The organism is Cysteiniphilum sp. GTC20157 (genome assembly GCF_055396795.1).
Window position 1 is genome coordinate 508,883 of the sequence record NZ_AP044698.1, and the last position, 15,932, is coordinate 524,814.

Here is a 15,932-nt window from a genome sequence, read left to right on the forward strand (position 1 = left end):
TATGCGTTTTGACGATTTAAAGGGAATTATTTTTTAGCAAGGTGAAGGGCATCTGCTCTTGGAAGAAGGACAAACATCTTTCCTAGGTTCTTCATGTGCCCCGCGTAATACTCAGCTTCTTCACCGCTGCCCCAAAAAACATCACCACGAATCGCACCACGAATCGCCCCGCCAGTATCCTGAGCAATCATTAAACGATCGAGTTTATGTGTTTTATTGTGATTACCTTGATAGGTTGTGCTTAACCAAACAGGTGTCCCATATTGATAGAACTTGCTGTCAATGGCAATGGAATAACCAGGCGTTAATGGCACGCCTTGGGCACCAATGGGATTACCATGGCTAAGCACTCGAAAAAAGACAAAAGAAGGATCATAGTTTAAAACCTTATCGGCATCTTTTGGGTGTTTATATAGCCATTTCTTAATCGATTGCATGGTGATATCTTCGCGGGGCATGAGTTTGTTTTCGAGTAAATAGCGACCAATTGGGCGGTAAGGGTGACCATTTTGACTGTCGTAACCGACAAGAATGCTATCGCCATTAGTCAGCTCAATACGACCAGATCCTTGAATCTGTAAAAAGGTGCGCTCAATACGTGAACTCACCCATGCAATGACGTCTTTTCGTGTGAAAAAATTATTCTTGGCGATCTCTTCACGGGTGTAAAAAGGTGTGAATTTCCCATTAACCATGCGTCCGTACTGTGTGCCTGAGGATGTCTTTTTTTGGATTAAATTAGCAGGTGTTTTATAAATAGGGACTTGGAACTCTGCTGTAGGATATAGGCTGCCTGATATGGCTGGCGCGTAGTAACCAGTAAAAAGACCTTGTGATTCATCATTATAACGCACCAAAAAAGGGGAGAAGTTTTGTTCAATCATCTCACGCGCACGTCGATCGGTATGCGCTGATACGGCTAATATATTTTGGCAGCTACCTTGCCAGTCTTTATTATAATTATTGTTTTTAACAATGGCTTTGCACGAAATCTGTAGTGCTTGATAGGCTTGCATCTGATCGCCACAATCCCAGTCGGGTAGTGCTTGATAGGCAACCGGTTCAAAGCTAATACTTGTATTTGCCGATAAACACAAAGGCAAAAACGAGGTCAATGTGCTTAAGCAAAGCAAGTATTTTATTCGCATAGACGTATCTAAAACAGGCATTTATATTTTAAGATGTTGCTATTGTCGCGATCTACCGCCAGATGTCAAGTGTATTTTTTGTGATCATATCCTAAGTTGTTTCTGTCAGTAAACAATCTCTTTTACTACTACTATTCTAGAAGTGTTGTGTGCTTATTATACGAATCTACCTACTATTAATTTGCTGATAAATCTTGAAAATTTGAAAGCTTCAAGCCATTATTTTAAGAGGATATGAACTTAACGGTCAAATAAGGAGTTCGCATGTTGAAAGGAAAATTTTTGCTCACCTTTGATTGGGTTGTTAATTATTTTAAATCATTTAACCAAGCTGCAAATAAAGATAAAAAGACACTTGAGCGTCTGCGCTATATTATGAAATTAGCAGCAGCACGAGGATGCAAGTCAAGTTCGATGTTTTTAGAGAGGCTATGCCATACAGTGTTGCCAGTGACTGAGATTCGCAAAGGTGCCAAGCGTCTAGCGGGGTTTGTATCTCCTGAGGAGATGAAACTGTTATTAATCAGTGTATAAGCTTAACAATAGACCTTAAACCGTTTTAGGTGAGTTTGGCTTGATATCCCATAATTTTTCTAGTTGATAAAATTCTCTAGTTTCTGCTTTCATAATATGGACAACGATATCTGCCAAATCAACAAGAACCCAGTCGCTCTTAACTTCACCTTCGATACCTAAAATTGTGACATTATTTTTCTTGGCAGTCATCTCAAGATTACTAGCTAATGCTTTGGCATGTGTACCTGAATTTGCAGTGCAAACCACGACATAGCTCATCAGTTCAGTTAAATGCTCCACATTCATAACCGTGATGTCTTCAGCTTTAACATCTTCTAAAGCGTTAACAGCTAGATCTAGAATTTCTTTTGTTTCCATAATTTGATAGGATGCTTTGTCTATTTTCAAAGCATAGCAGTTTAGTCGAAGTTGAAAAGACAAGCAAGCGGTATATCTCATTGCCAAAAACTTAGTTACAATGTGAGTCTTTGTTGTTAGGAGCCCCACCTGTGAATAAGGCGACAACTATTTGCTACACCCCTGAACAGCAGGCGATTATTGAGCATAGTCTATCTCAGCATGCATTAGTTTCTGCAGTTGCAGGTAGTGGTAAAACGCAAACCTTAATTGCTCGCATTGAGTTCTTACTGAAAAATAACGTTAATCCAAGTGAGATTTTGGTGTTGATGTTTAACAAGTCTGCAGCAAACGACTTCACGCGAAGATTGAACGCGCTGAATATTAATGCAGTTATAGATATCAAGACCTTTCATGCGTTGGGGCTTAAAACAGTTGGTTTCTTGGAGAAAAAGGGATTATTGTCAACAGCGCAACTCATTGATAGAAATAGTATGCTTGAGAAGCTGGTGCGTGAAGCACTACAGAAAACCAATCAGCTACTTAATGAAAAAGAACCGATAACGCCCGAGGTTATCGATCGCTATCAACAATATATTGGGCTTTTGAAATCAAGTTTGGATCTTAAAAAGATGCTAAAGCAGGTAGAGCAGTCTGAAGAGAGCAAGGTGGAGAATTTCTTTCGTTTTTATGAGCAATTAAGAGCACATTATCGTTGGCGAACATTTGATGACTTGCTATACGAGCCTATGAAAGTATTAACTGCCAATAAAACGTTAGCAGCACGTTTTGGTAATCGCTACCGCTATGTCATAGTTGACGAGTATCAAGATATCAATGATGTACAGCAGTCATTACTTAAATTGATTTCAAGTAATGCGCAATCGGTAATTACAGTTGGCGATATTGATCAGACAATTTATGAATGGCGAGGTTCGCGCCCTTTTTATATGCTCAAAGGTTTTGCACAGGATTTTAAAAATGCCAAAACGTATACTTTATCGCTGACATTCCGCTATGGTCATTTGTTGTCAATAATGGCAAATGAAGTGATTCAACATAATAAACAACGGTTAAAAACATTATGCTTCTCAGCGCCTGAAGCAGCGAAGAAAACCGATGTCAATATCATCAGTAAAAATAAATTGAAGGTATTGATTCAAGAGGTTGCGAAAAGCATTCGTAATGGTCAATACAAACTTAATGATATTACCGTGTTAGTCAGAAAATATAGCTCAGGTGTGCTGCTAGAGCTATCTTGTTTGCAAGAAGGTTTGGATTATCATATTGCCGGAGGTCAAAGCGTCTTTAAACTGCCGTTAACACAATCGATTTTTGGCTATTTATCATTGGTAGATAAAAGTAAATATTTTCAGCAATTGCCAGAGCAGATACGCAAAGAAAAAGTTGTGCAAATGTTGTCATTTCCAAGTTTATATCTAAATATCTCGCAACTGGAGTGTTTAAGTGAGTTACTCAGTGTAAATCCATTAAAACCAATGATGGCATTACAAAACTTCAAACAACAATATGACCTGCCGTTTTATCAAGTATCACGCATTAAAGAGCGTCTGGAGCTTTGGCAAGATATGCTTGGTGTTAAGCCAAAAACGCCAGCGTCAACAGTGGTTAAAATGCTATATACACTATTGGATCTTGCCGCCTATTTGGCAAAAAAAGCAGCAGTGAGTCCTGTCTACACCGACAGTGATGTTGCTGATGCATGGCTTAATTTTAGCTTGGAAACAAAGCAGACAATTACTGAGTTTTTAGATCATTTTAATGCTTTGCAGGTGCAGGCAAATCTATCAAAGCATGATAAAAATGGATTGCTTATTAGCTCGATTCATAAAGCAAAAGGGCTACAGTGGCAGCATGTGATTCTATGTGACATGACAGAGCAAAGCTTTTTTAGTAATACTAAAGACAAACCGCCTACACCTGATGAAATAGAAAGTGAGCGTCGTTTATTTTATGTGGCAATCACGCGCGCAATTTCAAAGCTAAGTATTGTCGCAGGCAATGATGTTGCTAAACTTAATAAATGGTTTTTTGAAGGTATCAGTGGCGCACCACAAGGTTTACGCAAAACCAATTCAGTGCGATTCTTATATGAAAGCCATCTGCATCAATGTGAGATGTTGCTAAAAGCACACTTAGATCAAGATCAGACCGCTTTAAAGCAAAAGTCAAAACACAGCGTCCCTATGGCAAATTATCTTAAGAAGTTAGCAGCAGCAATACAGTAAAGAAAAATTAACATTAACGTGCGCAAATTTCCAAACCACTGAAGAAGAAAGCGACTTCAACAGCAGCTGTTTCTTGCGCATCTGAGCCGTGAACGGCATTGGCATCAATGCTATCAGCAAAATCAGCACGGATGGTACCAGCTGCAGCTTCTTTAGGATTAGTAGCACCCATTAATTCACGGTTTTTAAGAATAGCATTTTCACCTTCTAATACTTGAATCATCACAGGACCTGAGCTCATGAATTTTACAAGGTCATTATAGAAGGGGCGCTCTTTGTGCACGGCATAGAACTCACCGGCTTCTTGCGCTGATAATTGTTTCATTTTAGCGGCAATGACTTTAAGACCTGCTTGTTCAAAACGTGAGTAAATTTGACCGATGACATTTTTAGCAACTGCATCAGGTTTGATAATCGAAAGGGTTCTTTCAATAGTCATGTGTATTTTCCTTATTTTATGTTTGATAAAAGTCTTGGGCATTATACAAATGAACGAAGGGATTGCAAGATTAAGCTGATGGCAAAGGAATGAAAAGAAATTTAAAAATATTTTGAATAAGTTTGCGCCACGACAAAACTATTATCTGCAGCCTTTACCGTTTCATTGGATAAATTAGCATGATAACCTGCAATACGCGCGCTACTGCCTTGGTTTTTAACCTCAAAATGATAAACAATCCCATTAATCTCACAGCTGTACTGGGTTGTGCATTGAATATTGCCAAACACGCCACCAAGTGCCTTAATGGTTTGTGCATAGTCATAGTTATGCATATGAATGACATTATTCACCGTGGTGTGATTAAGTGCTAAATATTGATTGTAATTGCTTTGTAGTTCAACCTTTAAGTTCTCTGAGATTTTCTTATAAGCTTGAAATTTAGCAAAGAAAATAAAAGCCATATACAGTAAGACACCAGCAAGGATAAGTAGTACCAAAATGGCAACGGTTTGCTTGCCACTAGAGGCCTTCTTGCTAGTTGTCGTTGTTTGTTCACTCATGGGATATCCTTAATTAATACCAAAATATTTATTATAAAGTGCGTTAATTTCTAGCCAACGATTATCATCATAAGGTAAAAGATTAGATGCCAAATAATCGCGCTCACTATTAAATGAAATCTCATCACCATCAGCAGCGTAGACTGCTAAGATCTTAAGACGAATATTTAGATTCTTAGCATCGCTATTTAACGCCTCTTGTAAGAGGGCTTTAGCTTGAGTAATATCATGTGTTTCAATTAATTCATCGGCCTTTTTAAGCAGAACTGCAAGTTCATCTTTGGATTTCTTTTTGGTAGTCTTTTTATCATTTGATGCGTTAACTGGTGTGTCGATATTAACCTTTACCTCAGGCTGTCTGGCATAAAACTGCTCTTTTAATAGGCGTTTATCGTCATTTGATTTTGATGATTTACGTTTATAACGGCGACGCCATACCAACAGGGCAATAATGATAATTAATAGAATAATATACCACTTACTACTATAGCTTTTTGTTTCAGTAGTGACTGTGGTCTGTGTGTCACTGGTGGATTGAGATTGATTGTCAGTATTTGCTGTAGGAATAACAACACCCTCTTGTGTGTTTTCTCTGGTATTATCTATCGAGCTATTAGCGCTACTAGATGTGTTGTTACTAGACACTACTGTGGTTTGCTGATTATCAGAAGTAGGTGTGTTGGTATTTGCGCTCTCTAGTCCCTCAGTTGTATTTGGTGCGTCAACTGTTGGCTTAGTTTTAACTGGAGCGGGTGTGGGCGCTTTTGGCGTGAGGTATTGTGTATGTCTTAGGTTATAAAGCTTTAAACCATCTTCAAGTTCTGCCTTGGTGCTTGGAATTAAAAGCTTCTGATTAACATTAACAATATTATCATTAATTGAAGGGCTTTCTTTAGCATTGATCCCTTTAATCGCGGCAATCATATCTTTGTTAGGAATGCCTGAGATACTGTGTTTACTGGCAATGCGCCACAGTGAATCACCTGACTTAACGGTATAGGTGGTAATCGCAAAGCTTGGCACAGTAAATGCCGCAGTCATTAGAGTAAGTGATTTGAGATAAAGTCTGGTACTTTTTTTCACAGCCTCTCCTTAATATAAGTCATCAATCTAAGGCGTGATTGTAATCGAAAATAGCAGCAATGACTATATGCTAAGCTTAATATGTTTCAAGCGCACACCCACGAGAAACAAACAAAAAACATAACTAATACTTCCAATGCCAATAATAATCAATAAATTTAAAACGCGGGATTCAAAGTTCAGTGCTAACCAATACCCTATATCCTGTTTAAGATAATACAAAACAAAAAACATAATACTTGAGGCGATAATGGCTCTGATAATAAGAGTGAATGTCGCAAGATCAAGGCGCACATGAGTAATACGCCTTAAGGTTAGATATAACAACCATGCATTGATGCTGGCAGTAATGGTCGTTGAAATAGCTAATGCCAGATAACCTAAATGGTGTGTTTTAAGAATTAGAATGAATAGGATATTACTTAGAATATTACAGATAATGCAAATCATACCAATTTTTAATGCCGCTTTGGTATGTCCTTTAGCGTAGAGTGCTGAAATAAATACTTTGATAAGCACAAAAGCAATGAGTCCAATGGCGAAACAGATCAAGGCACGTTGCGATTGGATGACATCAAAGGCACTAAATTTGCCATATTGGAATAGCGTAATTAGAATCGGTGCGGATAATACACTCATCGCAAAGGCCGCAGGAATTGTGATGATAAGGCTAAGCTTCATCCCCCAATTAACGATTTGACTAAAATTGTGTGCTGAGGTTTTGATATTACTTAACTTGGGCAAGATGGCTGTGGCAATCGCAATGCCAAAAATACCTAAAGGAAACTGATTTAAGCGATCAGGGTAATAGAGCCATGACAAGCTGCCAACAGTTAAAAATGAGGCAAAGATAGTGTCAAGCAATAAACTGATTTGCACGACTGAAGCACCGAAGATGCCGGGTAATAGTGATTTTAATATGCGCTTTAAATGGTAACTGGGTTTTCGCAAAATCAGTGTGAGCCTAAATCTCAAACGGCGTACACATATAAATAGAATGGCACTTTGAATGAATCCTGCGATAAACACACTCCAAGCAACGGCGTAAATAGGCGCTTTAAAGTGTGAGGCACTTAGAATAAAGATTATCATGCAGATGTTTAAAATACAGGGCATGAATGCGGGGATATTAAATTGTTCATAACGATTCAAAAGAGCGGAGAAAAGAGCAGAAATGGAAATGAAAAACACGTAGGGGAACATGATTTGTAGTAGCTCTTTGGCAAGGATGAATTGCGCTTGATCATGATAAAAGCCAGGGGCGAAAATCATCACCCAAATGCTGGCAAAAATAATACCTGTTAATGAGATCAGAAAGCTTGCTAAGGCAATAATGTTGAGCAAGGTAGAGAATAAGTAATTTAACCGTTTATGAGATGATTGTTTGCTTAAGCTTGGCACAAGCACCTGTGTCAATGATCCTTCGACAAACAAGCGGCGCATAAAATTAGGGACACGAAAGGCAACCAAAAAAGCCTCCATCGTTGCAGTAGCACCAAAGTATTTAGCAAAAAGCATATCGCGAATAAATCCGAAAATACGCGAGATGAGTGTGATGAAACTAAGGGTAAACGTTGATTTAAATAAAGGTTTGTTTTGTTTTCTCAAATAAATGCCCTTACTAATCACTTAATTACTAGGTGAATATAAATATTGTGGATTGATGCTGTTTATTATCATTTATAAAATCGGCTTTCGCATTACTTGTCATGATTGTATGGGGTAATTATGATTAGGTCAAAAAAATTGTATTATTATGTTTGCGAACTTGTTGAGTCTAAAATGAAGATTTAGAAGATATTGATCATACTAGAGCTAAGGCATATACTCGTCAAGCTAATGGTATTTGTAAGCGCTTTTATAAAATTAATGAACAGAGTATTATGATGTTATGTTTTTCAAGAAGCTTTATAGCTATGTTGAAATGATGCAAAAGGATGTTTTGTAATGAATAATGAAAAAAGTATTAAACAAATGAATAAAGCTGAGTTGTTATCTATGATTTCTGATCTTGAGGAAAGGCTTAAAAATATAAAAGATATTAATCAGGATCATGAGAAAATATACTCGAAGTGCCATGATTTTTCCAATATGTTTGAGTGTGTACAAAACGTGCATAATCAAATTATACAGCTAAAAGATGACATTGATAACAATGAAGTTAAGAGAAAAATTTCTGAAATAGAAGCTGCATATGATCAGATAGTGCATTACGAAGGAAATGAAAATTCTATTGAGGAGCGTATTGTTGATTGTGAAAAAGTTGTTGAAGAAAAAAAGAAATCTATTGATGAGATTCATGAAAATATAAATACCTTACATGAAGATATAAATAATACTATGGATGATATTAAGGAGTTTGAAGATCGTATTTTACATCCAGAAAATGGGTTAGACGCAATTAGTTATAACCCATCAAATACTATGCAAAAATTAAATGATTTTGTGAAAAATGATAATGATCTTCATTCAGTTTTAAAAAAGAAAGATGATTCTAACGTTGCCAAATAATCCATATCGATTGGACTTAATTCAAAAATATAGTATATTTACTATATTAAGTATAAGCATACATTCATATGAAAGAAATAATTTGGCTAGGCTCATCACTGAACGACCTGAAAAACTTTCCTGAGGAAGTGCGCTCTGCAATGGGTTATGCGCTGCACTTGGCACAAATAGGTGAAAAGCATCACCATGCAAAACCATTGACAGGAAAACAGTTTAGCGGTGCAGCAGTGATCGAGGTAGTTGAAAACCATGATGGTGATACATATCGGTGTGCTTATACGGTGAAAATTGGTGAAACACTTTACGTGTTGCATTGTTTTCAGAAGAAATCTAAGCGCGGTATATCAACACCAAAGCAAGATATTGAAATGATATTAAAGCGTTTAATTGAAGCAAAGCAATTGGAGATTGATCATGACAAATGAAATTAAATATCACAAAGGCTCTGGCAATGTTTTTGAGGATTTAGGTTTTAATGATCCTGTTGAAATGCAGGCAAAAGCACAGCTAGCGCTCAAAATAAGTCAGTTACTTAAAGAAGAAAAAATTACGCAAGTTAAAGCCTCAAAATTAACAGGTGTTGCACAGGGTGATTTATCAAAAATCGTCAATGGTAACTTTGCAGGCTTCACAATTGATCGCATGTTTAGCATTCTTTTGAAGCTAGGGCAGGATATTGATATTAATATTCATCCTGCTAAAAATTCGCCATCAAATATCAATTTTGCGATGGCTTAGATTATCTCGTTCTTAAAACTTCGCGTTACCCGGTGTGCGTGGAAATGGGATCACATCACGAATGTTTGGCACGCCCGTGATATAGCCTAATAGACGTTCAAATCCAAGCCCAAAGCCACAATGTGGTACTGTGCCATAGCGACGTAAATCACGATACCAATATAAGCCTTCAGCATCGACACCAGTTTCAGCAATGCGCTGATCAAGTATCTCAAGGCGCTCTTCACGTTGACTGCCACCGATAATCTCACCAATGCCAGGGACTAGCACATCCATCGCTGCAACAGTTTTATTATCATCATTTAAGCGCATATAAAAAGCTTTGATGTCTTTTGGGTAGTTCATTAAAACTACTGGCGATTTGAAATGTTCTTCACACAAAAAGCGCTCATGTTCAGATTGTAAATCCAAGCCCCATTCAACCGGATAGTCAAACGTTTTGCCACAGGTTTTTAAGATTTCAATAGCATCAGTATATTCAACGCGGATAAAGTCATTGTTCACTATGGAGTTTAACTTATCGACTAAGCCTTTTTCCATAAACTGATCAAAGAACTTTAGATCATCTTGGCGTTCATGCATAATGGTTTTAATCACTGATTTTAAGAGTTTTTCAGCCAAATCAGCATCATCATTCAGATCAGCAAAGGCAAACTCAGGTTCAACCATCCAAAACTCAGCCAAATGTCGTGAGGTATTTGAGTTCTCTGCGCGAAACGTTGGACCAAAGGTATAGACCTTGGATAATGCCATGCAATAGGTCTCAACATTCAGCTGACCAGAAACAGTCAAGAAAGTTTCACGCCCAAAGAAGTCTTGAGTGTAGTCAACTTTACCTTGATCATTTTTGGGTAAGTTCAACTGGTCTAATGTTGAAACGCGAAATAACTCACCAGCACCCTCGCAGTCATTTGACGTTAAAATGGGTGTATTAACCCAAAAGAAGCCTTGATCATTAAAGAAATTATGAATGGCATTTGCTAATGTGTGACGCATGCGTGAAACTGCACCGATCAGGTTGGTGCGAGCGCGTAAATGTGCATGTTCCCTTAAGTGCTCCATCGTGTGGCGCTTGGGTGACACGGGATAGGTTTCAGGGTTATCAATCCAGCCATGAACAATCACTTCATCTGCTTGGATTTCGACACTTTGTCCTTTGCCTTGTGATGCGACTAATGTGCCGGTTACCTCAAGTGCGCAGTCCTTAGTTAGATTTAAAATCTCTGATTGGTAATTAGCAAGTGAGCTTTCAGCAACTGCTTGAATGGGGTCAAAGCATGAGCCATCATGAATGGCAAGAAAGGAAAGTCCGGCTTTTGAATCGCGACGGCTTCTTAACCAACCTCTGACGGTTACTTTTTGCCCAATAAGTTTTGGTGTGGTAAATAGTGCTTTTGCGGTATGTATTTGTGTCATATTAGTTTTTACCTATACTATCTATTTTATTTATCTAGCATGACATATTTGATCTGAATATCGCTTGAAGTTTTATCATAAGCGTATATGCAACAAAGGGGCGTATGCAATATGCCCCTACAAGGTCATGTTCAATATGGTTTCATTTAATCAAAATTTCGCAAGCGATTATAACGATATTTATACTTAAGCGGTAGAACAAGATTGCAAATTGACATGAGGCTTGAGATAAACACTATAAAATAACAGCCAATAAGTATATACTTTAGCGCAATTTTGATGTGATGAATGTGGATAATCGCTAATGCTTAGTTTTCAGGATATTATTTTCAAACTTCAGCAATATTGGGCAGAAAAAGGTTGTATGATTGTGCAACCATTGGATATGGAAGTGGGTGCTGGCACTTTTCATCCGGCAACTTTTTTAAGAGCAATTGGTCCTGAGAGTTGGAATGCAGCATATGTGCAACCATCGCGTCGCCCAACCGATGGTCGCTATGGTGAAAACCCTAATCGTGGGCAGCATTATTATCAATTTCAAGTAGTAATGAAGCCATCACCTAAAGAATTACAAGAGCTATATTTAGGTTCACTACGTGTTTTAGGTATTGATCCATTAGAACATGATATTCGCTTTGTTGAGGATAACTGGGAGTCGCCTACCCTGGGTGCTTGGGGCTTAGGCTGGGAGGTTTGGGCAAATGGCATGGAAGTGACCCAGTTTACCTATTTCCAACAAGTTGGTGGCTTAGAATGTAAGCCAGTTACTGGTGAGATTACTTATGGACTTGAACGTTTGGCAATGTATTTGCAAAATGTTGATAGTATGTATGATTTACTGTGGGCAAATACGGCAATGGGTCCTGTGTATTATCGCGATGTGTTCCAACAAAATGAACGCGAGATGTCACAATATAATTTTGAAGAAGCCGATGTTGAGCATCTCTTTAGTGAGTTTGACTTTCTTGAGAAAGAAAGTGCGCGGCTTTTAGAAAAAGGCTTGGCGTTACCCGCCTATGAGATGATGCTTAAGGCATCACACACCTTTAATTTACTAGATGCGCGTCATGCGATTTCTGCAACTGAGCGCCAGCGCTATATCTTACGTGTGCGCACATTATCACGAGGTGTGGCTGAAGTATACTACAAAACCCGTGAGGAACTCGGGTTTCCAATTTTGAGTAATGTTTGACTTCTGAATATTCTGATCGTGACCCATTATACGAGTCGACCTCTAAATTTAGTGAACTAAATACCCACGTTCACACTTAAGAAAATAAATTTTAAAAAACTATAAATAAAAGATTGTGTTTCGCAAAATCTATTGCTAGTTTAATAGCTATGTTGTTCAAAACAGATGCAAAGCATTTGTTGATAAAGACACAGAAATACATAAAAAATGCAAATTTTGGAGATTAATTTATGCTACGTTCACCGGTAATCAGCCTGATCCTGATTATTATTCTGGTCGTCATTGGACGATCGGAAGGTGCGCGGCTGTAGCTAAGAAAAGCCAAGATTAGAGAACCCGCATCTTCCAAGCAAAGGAGGATGCGGGTTTTTTTTTGTTTCTTATTTAATTTTGTGGTGTTGAAGAAAAAATATGTGAATAAATTGAAATAGAGACAGTAGGGAGTAGGTATGCAAATAACCGGCGCACAAGCAATTGTTAAAGCACTAATAGAGGAAGGGGCTCGTACTGTTTTTGGTTATCCAGGGGGCGCGATTATGCCAACTTATGACGCACTGTATGATGCAAAAGATACGCTTCACCATGTGTTAGTGCGCCATGAGCAAGCTGCGATTCATGGTGCCGTTGGCTTTGCGCGCGCAACAGGTGGTGTTGGTGTTGCGATTGCCACCTCGGGGCCTGGCGCGACGAATCTTATCACCGGTATAGCTGATGCCCTTATTGACTCTATCCCAGTGGTTTGTATTACGGGTCAGGTATTTAGCAGCCTATTAGGATCTGATGCTTTTCAAGAAGCAGATATTATTGGCATGACCATTACTGCTACTAAATGGAATTATCAAATCACCGATCCAAATGAAATTCCAAGTGTTTTCAAGAAAGCCTTTGAAATTGCTCAAAATGGCCGCCCAGGTCCAGTACTCATAGATATCACCAAAGATGCACAAGTAGGGATGATGGAATATATTAGTGCGCATCAAGCAGTGAAGCAGGAAGTGTCTAAACCAAAGTGGCTTAAAAAGCCAATGATTAATATGGATAGTGTGCACCAAGCATCGCAATTGATTAATTTGGCGAAAAAACCGATTATGATTGCAGGCCATGGTGTCATGATCTCCGGCGCTGAAGAAGTATTTATAAAGGTGGCAGAAAAAGCAGATATGCCGGTGGTTAGTACCTTATTAGGTTTGTCCTCTTTCCCTGTAGAACATCCACTGTATAAAGGCATGCTTGGCATGCATGGCAATTATGCGGCTAATGTCTTATGCAATGATGCTGATGTTGTTGTTGCTGTGGGTATGCGCTTTGATGATCGAGTTACGGGGGATCTCAAGCGTTATCTACCACACGCTAAAGTCATTCATATTGAAATCGATATGGCAGAAATTGATAAAAACGTTAAAGCCGATGTGGCGATTCATGCCGACGCCAAAGAAGCATTAACTGCATTATTACCCTATGTTTGTCAGAATAAACATGATGATTGGCATAAGGTGTTTGTTGAGCATCATGCCAAAGAATATGATGCCGTTATCAAAAATGAAACAAAACCTGCAACAGGCGAGTTAAAAATGGCGGAAGTAGTTGCACTTTTATCTCAAAAGACAAAAGGGGAAGCCATTATCGTCAGTGATGTTGGTCAACACCAGATGATTGCAGCACGTTATTATCAATTTAGAAATAGCAATAGTCATATTACTTCCGGTGGCTTGGGAACGATGGGATTTGCACTGCCTGCAGCTATTGGCGCTAAGCTTGGTGTTAAAGAGCAAAAACAGGTCATTGCCATTGCAGGTGATGGTGGTTTTCAGATGAATATCCAAGAACTTGCCGTACTTAACCAAGAAGGAATTAATCTTAAGATGATCGTTCTGAATAATGGTTATCTTGGGATGGTAAGACAATGGCAAGAGCTCTTTTTTGAAGAGCGTTATGCATACACTAACATCTCATCTCCCGATTTTGTCAAAGTCGCCGAAGCCTATGGTATCCGCGGTAAACGCGTCGTTGATCGCTCGGATTTAGAGGCAAGTATTCAAGAGATGCTAGATTCAACACACTCATTCTTTTTAGAAGTGGTGGTTGAGCAGCAAGAAAATGTTTTCCCGATGGTGCCAGCAGGTGCTTCAATCAGTGATACACAACTATCCGTAGGAGGGTAAGATCATGCAACAGAAAATTTACTTTATCTCAATGACAACAGAAAATGCTTTATCCGTTTTACAGCGTATTTCATCGATCTTTTCACGCCATAGAATTAATATCGAGCAGATGAATGTTTTTGAAACTGCTAATAAAGGGGTGTCACATTTTAGTTTGGTGCTGCATTCTAATGATGAAAAAATCCAGAAAGTGACCAGACAACTTGCCAAAGTGATTGAAGTGATTGATATCCAGATTTCAAATAGTATGCCAATTACTACTGAAGAAACTGCAAGCAAAGAATCACTGAAAGTCGCCTAAAGGATAAAAAGTACATGTATCAACTGCTAGATTTTAACACCAAAGATGTGGTGACAACGGATGATTTCGTTTTTGCCGGCGAGAGCTCTCCGTGGGAAGTGCAAATGGATATTGAGCACATCCGACGTAAGATTAATTTAGATTATTTTGTCTCCGCTGCTCCTTGCCTTTCTAAATATTTACCCTTAATGCCAATTCAGGAACCCGCTAACTTTGTATCATTACGTGAAAGTGCGACTCCACTTGTTAAAAGCAAAGTGTTGGGCAAAGAGTTGGGCATTGATTTATATTTCAAAGTTGAGGGCAAAAATCCAACAGGTTCGTTTAAAGATCGCGGCTCCGCAGTTGATATTAGCATTGCCAAAGAATTAGGCGCCAAAGGGGTAATATTGGCCTCAACAGGTAATATGGCAGCGTCATGCTCATGCTATGCAGCAGCAGCTAAAATGCCATGCTTTATTGTCGTGCCTGAAGGAGTATCGATGTCGAAGCTTGCGCAAGTTATTTCATTCGGGGGCAAAATTATTCAGGTTAAGGGTAGCTATAATGATGCGGCGAATCTGGCTTTCAAGATTGCTAAATCACGCAAGTTTTTCCTAGCAGGAGACTATGCTTTTCGTGTTGAAGGACAAAAAACTGGTGCCTTTGAAGTCATCGATCAGCTATTGTTTCAAGTGCCGGATGAAGTAATTATTCCGGTTGGCTGTGGTACTAATATTACGGCTTATGCTAAGGGCTTTGCTGAGTATAAAGACCTAGGACTTATTCATAAGATACCACGCCTAGTCGGTGTACAATCAACCGGTGCTTGCTCATTAGTTAATGCATTTGATAAGAAGGCAAAACACCTTGAACCATTAGAGCGTGCCGATACAATTGCGACGGCGATTGCCGTGCCTTTCCCGATTGATGGTGATAAAGCGATTGACGCGATTTATCAAACTGGCGGTGAGGCATCAGCGGTCAGTGATACTGATATGCTCAAAGCACAATATTATCTATCTACACAGGAAGGCTTGTTTGTCGAAAGTGCCTCAGCAGCAACGGTTGCACATTTGTTTAAGAAAAAAGAACAAGGCTTGATTAAAACAGGAAGTCGCGTTGTGTGTGTTTTATCAGGCGAAGGTTTAAAAGATCCGTCAGTGGTGTTGAAATCAGCGATCCAACCGCCGATTATTTATCCAAATGAAAAAGACTTTGACAAACTTTATGACAGTAATTTTTTTAATAATAAAACGATGGTATTCGTTGAAAAAG

General features: G+C 38.7%; 15 protein-coding genes and 1 pseudogene. 9 read left to right on the top strand and 7 right to left on the bottom strand.

Going from position 1 to position 15,932, the window contains the following annotated elements; genetic code table 11:
- Positions 1-26: 26 nt before the first annotated feature.
- A complete protein-coding gene (mltA, locus tag ACZ5V8_RS02290; RefSeq protein ID WP_464218179.1) occupies positions 27-1,148 on the bottom strand; it encodes a murein transglycosylase A in 1,122 nt (373 codons plus the stop codon).
- Positions 1,149-1,412: 264 nt separating this feature from the next.
- On the opposite strand from mltA, the gene ACZ5V8_RS02295 reads away from it, so the two are divergent.
- Entirely contained in the window at positions 1,413-1,682 is a 270-nt protein-coding gene (locus tag ACZ5V8_RS02295) for a hypothetical protein (RefSeq protein WP_464218180.1), read from the top strand.
- 15 nt (positions 1,683-1,697) lie between these two features.
- On the opposite strand, the gene rsfS is transcribed toward ACZ5V8_RS02295, so the two are convergent.
- Positions 1,698-2,042 (bottom strand): ribosome silencing factor, encoded by a 345-nt coding sequence (gene rsfS / locus ACZ5V8_RS02300; RefSeq protein ID WP_464218181.1) that lies wholly within the window; start codon positions 2,040-2,042, stop codon positions 1,698-1,700.
- A gap of 131 nt (positions 2,043-2,173) precedes the next feature.
- On the opposite strand from rsfS, the gene ACZ5V8_RS02305 reads away from it, so the two are divergent.
- On the top strand, positions 2,174-4,270 hold the full coding sequence (locus tag ACZ5V8_RS02305) for an ATP-dependent helicase (protein WP_464218182.1): 2,097 nt from the start codon (positions 2,174-2,176) through the stop codon (positions 4,268-4,270).
- Positions 4,271-4,283: 13 nt separating this feature from the next.
- On the opposite strand, the gene ndk is transcribed toward ACZ5V8_RS02305, so the two are convergent.
- The 4 genes from ndk to murJ all read right to left on the bottom strand — a co-directional run bounded on the left by ndk (position 4,284) and on the right by murJ (position 7,963).
- Complete coding sequence (ndk, locus tag ACZ5V8_RS02310; RefSeq protein WP_464218183.1) at positions 4,284-4,709, bottom strand: nucleoside-diphosphate kinase; 426 nt, start codon at positions 4,707-4,709, stop codon at positions 4,284-4,286.
- 101 nt (positions 4,710-4,810) lie between these two features.
- The gene (locus ACZ5V8_RS02315; protein WP_464218184.1) at positions 4,811-5,272 is read right to left on the bottom strand and encodes a hypothetical protein; all 462 of its coding nucleotides are present in this window, start codon (positions 5,270-5,272) and stop codon (positions 4,811-4,813) included.
- Positions 5,273-5,281: 9 nt separating this feature from the next.
- Complete coding sequence (locus tag ACZ5V8_RS02320) at positions 5,282-6,355, bottom strand: LysM peptidoglycan-binding domain-containing protein (protein ID WP_464218185.1); 1,074 nt, start codon at positions 6,353-6,355, stop codon at positions 5,282-5,284.
- A 63-nt stretch (positions 6,356-6,418) separates the two neighbouring features.
- Entirely contained in the window at positions 6,419-7,963 is a 1,545-nt protein-coding gene (murJ, locus tag ACZ5V8_RS02325; protein WP_464218186.1) for a murein biosynthesis integral membrane protein MurJ, read from the bottom strand.
- 339 nt (positions 7,964-8,302) lie between these two features.
- Between murJ and ACZ5V8_RS02330 the strand changes: the two genes are divergently transcribed.
- From ACZ5V8_RS02330 to ACZ5V8_RS02340, 3 genes are all read left to right on the top strand, one after another.
- Positions 8,303-8,866 (top strand): hypothetical protein, encoded by a 564-nt coding sequence (locus ACZ5V8_RS02330; RefSeq protein ID WP_464218187.1) that lies wholly within the window; start codon positions 8,303-8,305, stop codon positions 8,864-8,866.
- Between the two features lie 68 nt (positions 8,867-8,934).
- Entirely contained in the window at positions 8,935-9,291 is a 357-nt protein-coding gene (locus tag ACZ5V8_RS02335; RefSeq protein WP_464218188.1) for a type II toxin-antitoxin system RelE/ParE family toxin, read from the top strand.
- Entirely contained in the window at positions 9,281-9,604 is a 324-nt protein-coding gene (locus ACZ5V8_RS02340; protein ID WP_464218189.1) for a helix-turn-helix domain-containing protein, read from the top strand. The genes ACZ5V8_RS02335 and ACZ5V8_RS02340 overlap by 11 nt, the downstream gene beginning before the upstream one ends.
- A gap of 12 nt (positions 9,605-9,616) precedes the next feature.
- Here ACZ5V8_RS02340 and asnS read toward each other — a convergent pair whose 3' ends face one another.
- Entirely contained in the window at positions 9,617-11,020 is a 1,404-nt protein-coding gene (asnS, locus tag ACZ5V8_RS02345; RefSeq protein ID WP_464218190.1) for an asparagine--tRNA ligase, read from the bottom strand.
- A 304-nt stretch (positions 11,021-11,324) separates the two neighbouring features.
- On the opposite strand from asnS, the gene glyQ reads away from it, so the two are divergent.
- From glyQ to thrC, 4 genes and pseudogenes are all read left to right on the top strand, one after another.
- Positions 11,325-12,212, top strand: coding sequence for a glycine--tRNA ligase subunit alpha (glyQ, locus tag ACZ5V8_RS02350; RefSeq protein WP_117003820.1), 888 nt, complete (start codon positions 11,325-11,327; stop codon positions 12,210-12,212).
- Between the two features lie 449 nt (positions 12,213-12,661).
- A complete protein-coding gene (ilvB, locus tag ACZ5V8_RS02355) occupies positions 12,662-14,374 on the top strand; it encodes a biosynthetic-type acetolactate synthase large subunit (RefSeq protein ID WP_464218191.1) in 1,713 nt (570 codons plus the stop codon).
- A gap of 4 nt (positions 14,375-14,378) precedes the next feature.
- Positions 14,379-14,675, top strand: coding sequence for an acetolactate synthase small subunit (locus ACZ5V8_RS02360; protein ID WP_440615856.1), 297 nt, complete (start codon positions 14,379-14,381; stop codon positions 14,673-14,675).
- A 104-nt stretch (positions 14,676-14,779) separates the two neighbouring features.
- Positions 14,780-15,802, top strand: a pseudogene (gene thrC / locus ACZ5V8_RS02365) (threonine synthase); the annotation flags it as partial.
- Positions 15,803-15,932 lie beyond the last annotated feature (130 nt).